Genomic DNA, 6,988 nt, shown 5'->3' on the forward strand with positions numbered 1-6,988 from the left:
GGCGATACTGCTTCGCGCGAAGCTGCGGGGCCATTCCATCTTCAGATCGGTCTATTTCATACCGACCATTATGGCACCGATCATTATTGCAGCTATATTCCGTATCATTATGGATACAAACTTCGGCAGTCTAAATGAAGGATTGCGCGCTTTGGGGCTAGATTTTCTAGCTGTATCCTGGCTTGGCGATCCCAAATATGCGCTCATGTCGATCATTATCGTCAATATTTTTGAATGGATGGGCTTTAGTATGACGCTTTATTATTCAGCGCTTCTAGCCATTCCAGATGAAATCTATGAATCAGCTAAAATTGACGGCTCCGGCTTTTGGAGGACGCTGTTCAAAATTACGGTTCCGCTCGTTGGCGGCACAACGTCTACACTCGTCATTCTTGGTATTGTCGGCTCGCTCAAAACGTTCGACATCGTATCGCTGCTTACTGGCGGCGGGCCGGGGCGCTCGACAGAGTTTCTGACTACCTATGTGTATAAGAAGGCGATTGAGGAGTTTAATGGCGGGATGTCCGCTGCTGCAGGAGTGACCATTCTCATCATCGCTCTCATACTTGCCGTGCTGCAAATTCAGTATACGAACCGTCAACAACGTGATTTATAACCGTAAGGGGTGAGCTCAAATGTTTATTAATTTACGCAAATTAGATAAATGGATCATTCAAGCCGTTTTAGCGATAGTTGCGGTCGTTTGGTTGTATCCGCTTGTACAATCCGTCATTAAATCGCTCGGCATCAATGGGTTTGGCAATTATCTTGCCGTTATCAATCACCCAAAGGTCAATTATTTCCTAGTCGTTTTCAATAGCTTTTTTATCGCGGTATGTACAACTCTCGCAGTAGGTTTGCTAGCTACACTGGCTGCTTATGCATTCTCGAAAATGCAATTCAAGATGAAAAACGTCCTATTTTATTCGCTGGTTGCCTGCTTGGCTATTCCTGCGACAGCGGTCATGTCACCGCTCTTTTTTACAGCAAAAACACTTGGCATTATGAATAGCTATTCTGGCGTCATTTTGCCATTGGTCGCATTCAACGCACCGTTCATGCTTCTTATTCTCAAAAACTATTTCGATTCCATTCCGAATGCGATTCTGGAAGCGGGCATGATTGATGGCTGTACATCCTTCCGAATGTACAGAACGATCATGATCCCGCTTGGCATTCCTGCTATTATTAATATTGCAGTGCTTACGTTTATCTACTCATGGAATGACTATATCATTCCGCTGCTCCTTATTCGTGATGAAGAGATGTATACCGTTACGCTGGCTACGCAATTTTTTACGGGTACAACAAATCAGACGCCAGAAATGGTCGCACAGCTTTATGCAGCGCTTATTTTGATGACTATTCCTTCAATTATTGTTTATATGTTCGGTCAGAATGCAATGAAATCAGGCTTAACGGCAGGCGCAGTAAAAAGCTAATTAATGAGCTAGTAGATAAGCTGGAGGAGGACTATTATTATGGCTAAAAACATACCATCTATCGGACTGCCGCATCATGGCGRCGCATCGTATTTGAATCCGCTGAAGATCGGAGCGGGCGCAGGGCAGCAGGAGCCGCTGACGCTCGTGCATCCCGATCCTTACCTTTTGAAATTTAACGGTCGTTATTATACCTATGCAACCGCGAAAGCTGGCGTAGTTGTGCTGCGATCCAGTGATCTTGTAAGCTGGGAGCACTTAGGCTATGGATTTCAGCTGGAAGGGCATAAGGAATATTGGGCGCCAGCCGCTGTATATGAGAATGGCCGCTTTTACTTATACGTATCATCAATGCCGATAACGGAAGATGATGTGCATGAAGAGCGATTAATGGTTGCCGTTTCAGATACACCGGAAGGGCCATTCGAATACGTGCGAACGTTTTATGACACGTTTTCATTGGATGCGCATGTCGTGAAGGACGAGCAAGGCGATTATTATATGTTTTACTCCAATAATGAATATTCAGGCGTAGATCGTGATCGTGCGGGCACAGTCATCCTGGTCGATAAAATGCTTGATATGGTTACGCCAGCCGGTGAACCGCAAATTGTCGTATTGCCTACTATTGATGAGGAAATCTATGAGGAAAATCGGTTTGGCGACGGCCGTGACTGGCATACGATTGAGGGTGCTTTTTACTTGAAGCGCGGCACGAAGCATTATATGATGTACAGCGGAAATGCATATGTACGCCCGAATTATTTTTTAGGTTATTCGGTGGCAGACGGCAGCAAAGGCCAGCCGCTTCATGAGCTGGAATGGAACAAATATCCTTCCGATGATCAATATGAGCCGTTTCTTCGCAAAAATGATGGTGTCGAGGGCGTAGGCCACAATTCCGTGGTGAGAGCTCCAAACAACGTAGATTCATGGGTGTTTTACCACGGCCGGAATGCTGACGATGTTCTTGACATGGACCGTGAGCAGCGGACGATGCGAGCAGATCCTCTGCTTTGGAGCGGTGATCGGCTCTATATTGCCGGCCCGACTTATACGCCGCAGACAGCGCCGGCGCAGCCAACATTCCGTGATTTATTTGACGGTAGTGAAGAAGGTCTAGGCGAGTTGTGGCAAGCAGCTGCGGGCAGCTGGACAAGAGCAAATGGCGAAGCGCTTCAGACAAGCCGTGCTGTTATCTCCGGGGCGGTCACGAAGTCTGCATACAGCCACTATGTTCTTGAAGCAAGCGTGAAATGGTCGAAGGATCATACCGGCGGTTTATATGGCATTTATGCCGCATATCAGGACGAAAGCAATTACGTGTCGGTCTTATTGGATGTAGGACGAAGAGTACTACGTGCTCATGCCGTCTATAAAGGCATTCAGCATGAAGCTATCGAGCATGCTTTGCCAGAGAGCTTTAACTTCGCCGTATACCATTTGCTGCGTGTGGAGAAAACGGGAGACAACTATCGTATTCAGCTTGATGAGGTTACGGTAATAGATAAACAATTCCCGATTGCAAGCGGCAGCGTAGGTTTACAAACGCGTTATACAGCTGCTTCCTTCGCAGGTTTTGAGGTTACACGCCATTTGGCGTTAACGGATGCGAGCAGCACTGCATTTGCTGAGCAGCTTGAGCGGACAAGCGGCGATGGCATCTGCCGTGTCAGCGGCGGCGAGCTTCACTGCCGCAGCAAGCAAGGGCTGCGTACAGCTTGGTTATTGGACAAACTAGGTGATGCTGCCTCAGGTGAGGCTTACTGTTTTGATACCGATATTCTCGTGAAGCGTGGTTCCGAATATGGCGTCTATGCCGCTTATACGGATGAGCGCAACTCGGTAGAAGCCGTGTTGAATCGTACAGCCGGTTCCGTAACCGTATCGTCATGTATTGATGGAGAGGCATCTGTTTTGTCCAGCGTTACTTTAGATGCGGCAGACTTCGATTGGACGGTCTGGCATACGCTTTCGAGTACGGTCGTTAACGGCTGCTTGACCATTCGACTGGACGATCAAGTCGTATTTGCAGGTGCTGTATCCAGCCTTGCAGGCTTGCCTGGTCTGGTGGGCGCAGGTGAAGCTTCATTCCGTGAAACACGGTATACGATGCTTTAATAAGTGAATGTTGTCATGATAGATTAATGAAATAATGGGTCTGTTTCTCTAGGTCGCGAGTGACCTTTAGGGACGGGCTCTTCTTTTTTTTATAGCAAATCTACTAATTTTTTGTGAGTTTTAATAGCAAGGAGATTATTTTGGCTACGACTGGGAAAGAATAGAGGTGAAGGTCATTAATAGAACGATGGGAATGATCGATATGATGAATGTTCATTGGCGCCTTGCTGAGCTGTGGCTGCTGCAGGAGAAACGGAGCTTAACGGAGCAAGAAAGCTCAGAGCTAAACGCCTGCATGAAATTGAATGCCAAGTACGCACAAAGACTTGYCGAACAATATAATTTTKGCTATATGGCGAGCATGACAGGTGACGAGGTTTGGCTTCAGGAAATCGCAGTCGAAATTGACAAGCTGGAGAGAACTAATGAATGCAAGCGTCCTTTGTTTTTTGAAGGCAAAACGGAGAAGTAAGCAAGAAACGGCTTATTAATGTGCGAGTATTGGTATGAAAAAAGCAATCGACAAACTATCATTCACTAGTAATAAAGCTAGAATATAGGTTATTATGATAGTGATGATTTACATGTAGGGCATTCTAATTAAGAGGTGATAGGTTATGGCTTTTCAGTCCGCAAACATCTTTGTGAATTTACCGATTAAAGATTTGAATAAGACAGTCGATTTTTTTACTAAATTAGGGTTTGAGTTCAACCCCCAATTTACGGATGAGAAAGCTACCTGTATGATCATCGGACCTAATATTTTTGCTATGCTGCTGGTTGAGCAGTACTTCCAAACGTTTATTGATAAAGAAATTGCAGATCCATCAAAAACAGCTGAGGTCATATTGACATTATCCGCCGAAAGCAAAGAGCAAGTGGATGAGATTGTGAATAAGGCTTTGGAAGCTGGCGGTAAACCTGCTAAAGATCCAATCGACCATGGATTTATGTATAACTGGAGCTTTCAAGATATAAATAATCATCTATGGGAACTAGTGTATATGGACCCAAGTGTGATCGAACAAGGGTAATCTGGTGCAATAGGCAAGTAATGCAGGGGTTGTCTTAAACGTAGATTTATCTGCGTTTTGGACAGCCCCTGCTTTGTTTTGTTAATCGAGCTTAGACTGCGTGAATCCCAAAGCGCTGCTCTGCTGGGGCTTCGTTCACCTGCCATTTGGATTGCACCACTATTTTCAGTTAACGAACCCAGCAGCTCTTATTTAAACCATTTGTCTTGAAATGAAAATGTAGCGAACTCCAGCGTCCTTATTTCGAGAAAAACAGCTCAGGACATCCAATACAGCATGCTATAACATTAATGGGGTTCGTTAAAATTCAAAACATGGCATTTTGTTCACAATAAGAATGATACAGTTCGTTAGAGCTGTGATCTGGGGAGTGTTAGCCAGCATCTCGTTCCCAGTTTGCAAGACCCCTTGAAGATGACATCAACCTCTGGTTATTAGTTATGACGGGAAAACAGTTCCCATAAAAGCTCACGCCGGCTGTTTACGCCGGTTTTGGTGAAAATCGACTTTAAATGGTCTTGAACGGTATAGGCAGAAATATGAAGAGACTTAGCAATTTCTTTAGTTGAAAATGCTTTGATGATCCGCTCTATAACCTCCTTCTCGCGAGAAGAAAGGGCGTATGCCTCTGATATAAGCGGAACAATATCGGATGGTTTAGCTAGCTCGATAAATACCGCAAGCTGGGTCAAACCATTTGTCCCATCCAGCCTGCTCGCAAGCAAGGATAAATAATGACCGCTCGGCATCCGAATACATACTTTTGCTGACTTTGTTTCATCCGCTGAAGAGGCTGGCTTCGCCAGCGTCCGAGAGCAAACAGCTCTGATTGGTCTTGGCAGTGTATCGCCTTCTATTTGCTCTAAGCCTCTTAAGGCGGAAAGCCAGCGGCGGGCAGCATCATTGGAGGAATTGAATTGAAGCTGCTCGGACAGCACCAAGAAGCCAGGCTCCTCTAAGCCTGCAACGCCCTCGGTCGACGGAAGCTCCAAAGCGTATTTTTTTAATGTTTTGGCTAAAATCGGAGCGACAGCGACCATAAACAAAATTTCCGACTCAAGGAAAAAAGGCTCTCCTGACTTACGGAACAACGTCAAATATCCCCAGCATGAACCCTCGCAAAGCAAAGCAGCACGCAGCTCGTCTCCGAATCCAGCAGGCAGCAGAACCTCTTGGTAACGACCGCTTCGCCCCAAGTGGCCCTCAGTGGCTTTGCTTAAGGAGGCTGCGGCCAGTTCTGACTGGGCTAACTGCTCATAGCTGTTGTAATCCTCATGCAAATATTCATATTCAAATAATTGATGATGAATTGCTTCCACAGCCTCATCTGTTGTCGCCCCGATTGAGAGCAGAGTCATCGGATCAACAGAAGTACAGCAGGCTCCAGCATAAGGCACGGCTTCTCTGATGATGGATAAGGCCGCTTCGCGATAAGCTTGTGATGTTATTGAGGCAACGGACAACTTATTTAATCGCTGCTTGACCATATCTATGGTTAAAGACATACGCAGTCTCCTTCATTTCTGTATTCGGAATCCCACATTTATGGGATGGTCGTTTATTTTATCTCCACTATAATTGAGAATAATTCTTAATTCATTTTACATAATGGATGAGACGATGAACAGCTTTGCTGCTGCTTATATATTAGACGGCTATGTTGATTTAAGAGAGGATAAGGGGACAGCTATGAAAACAGACATCATTGTAGTAGGCGGTTACGGCCATGTGGGCGGGAAAATATGCAATCAGCTTGCGATTCATTATCCAGGCAACGTGTATGCGGCAGGCAGAAGTCTAGCGCGAGCCGAGCAATTTTGCCAGAGCGGGGGCGGGAAGGTAAAGCCGCTTCGCATTTCAGTGGAAGAACCGCTTAAGAAGCAACAGCTTGAACGAGTAAAGCTTGTTGTAATGTGTTTGGATCAGATGGATACTGCCTTTGCGGAAGCTTGTTTGCTCGCTGGCGCGGACTATGTAGACGTATCGGCAAATGGTGCTTTTTTTGCAGCGATGGAGCATTTGAATAAAAGCGTGAACGATCAGCAAGGTACCGCTGTATTAAGCGTCGGGCTGGCGCCAGGCCTGACGAATCTGCTGGCGCTTAAGGCCGTGCAGTCGATGGATGAAGTGCAACGGATTGATATCGGCATTATGCTGGGTCTTGGAGACGCGCATGGCAAAGCAGCTATCGAATGGACAGTCGATAGTCTCTCACGGTCATTTCATATTACGGAATCAGGCAGCGCACGAAGAGTCAGCAGCTTTACGGAAGGGCTTAAAACAGATTTTGGCGCTGATTTAAAAGTCCGAACAGCCTATCRCTTCCCTTTTTCCGACCAAGAAACACTACCTCATACATTAGGCGTACCATCAGTATCTACGAGGTTATGC

Annotated in this window: 7 protein-coding genes; 6 read left to right on the top strand and 1 reads right to left on the bottom strand. The window is 45.9% G+C overall.

What is annotated here, in order from left to right; all coding sequences use genetic code 11:
* The 5 genes from AC1DSE_RS26885 to AC1DSE_RS26905 form a co-directional block, all read left to right on the top strand.
* Positions 1 to 616 (top strand): carbohydrate ABC transporter permease (locus tag AC1DSE_RS26885; RefSeq protein WP_477528471.1); only part of this gene is annotated, 616 nt, incomplete at its 5' end.
* Between the two features lie 19 nt (positions 617 to 635).
* Entirely contained in the window at positions 636 to 1,442 is an 807-nt protein-coding gene (locus AC1DSE_RS26890; protein ID WP_339204443.1) for a carbohydrate ABC transporter permease, read from the top strand.
* Positions 1,443 to 1,481: 39 nt separating this feature from the next.
* On the top strand, positions 1,482 to 3,563 hold the full coding sequence (locus tag AC1DSE_RS26895; RefSeq protein ID WP_477528472.1) for a glycoside hydrolase family 43 protein: 2,082 nt from the start codon (positions 1,482 to 1,484) through the stop codon (positions 3,561 to 3,563).
* Positions 3,564 to 3,729: 166 nt separating this feature from the next.
* Positions 3,730 to 4,035 carry a DUF7667 family protein gene (locus AC1DSE_RS26900; protein WP_477528473.1) on the top strand — a complete coding sequence of 102 codons (306 nt, stop codon included), beginning with the start codon at positions 3,730 to 3,732 and terminating at the stop codon, positions 4,033 to 4,035.
* Between the two features lie 145 nt (positions 4,036 to 4,180).
* The gene (locus tag AC1DSE_RS26905; protein WP_076267544.1) at positions 4,181 to 4,597 is read left to right on the top strand and encodes a VOC family protein; all 417 of its coding nucleotides are present in this window, start codon (positions 4,181 to 4,183) and stop codon (positions 4,595 to 4,597) included.
* Positions 4,598 to 5,031: 434 nt separating this feature from the next.
* Here the strand turns inward: AC1DSE_RS26905 and AC1DSE_RS26910 are convergent, their stop codons facing one another.
* Complete coding sequence (locus tag AC1DSE_RS26910) at positions 5,032 to 6,102, bottom strand: response regulator transcription factor (RefSeq protein WP_477509020.1); 1,071 nt, start codon at positions 6,100 to 6,102, stop codon at positions 5,032 to 5,034.
* Between the two features lie 115 nt (positions 6,103 to 6,217).
* On the opposite strand from AC1DSE_RS26910, the gene AC1DSE_RS26915 reads away from it, so the two are divergent.
* Positions 6,218 to 6,988: saccharopine dehydrogenase NADP-binding domain-containing protein (locus AC1DSE_RS26915; RefSeq protein WP_477528474.1), on the top strand; the 771-nt coding region annotated here is incomplete at its 3' end.

Source organism: Paenibacillus sp. 01L418, assembly GCF_056400045.1.

What these genes read in the sequence shown, in the direction of transcription:
- AC1DSE_RS26910 (WP_477509020.1), bottom strand. Translation starts at nt 6,102, where the DNA reads ATGTCTTTAACCATAGATATGGTCAAGCAGCGATTAAATAAGTTGTCC.
- AC1DSE_RS26890 (WP_339204443.1), top strand. Translation starts at nt 636, where the DNA reads ATGTTTATTAATTTACGCAAATTAGATAAATGGATCATTCAAGCCGTT.
- AC1DSE_RS26905 (WP_076267544.1), top strand. Translation starts at nt 4,181, where the DNA reads ATGGCTTTTCAGTCCGCAAACATCTTTGTGAATTTACCGATTAAAGAT.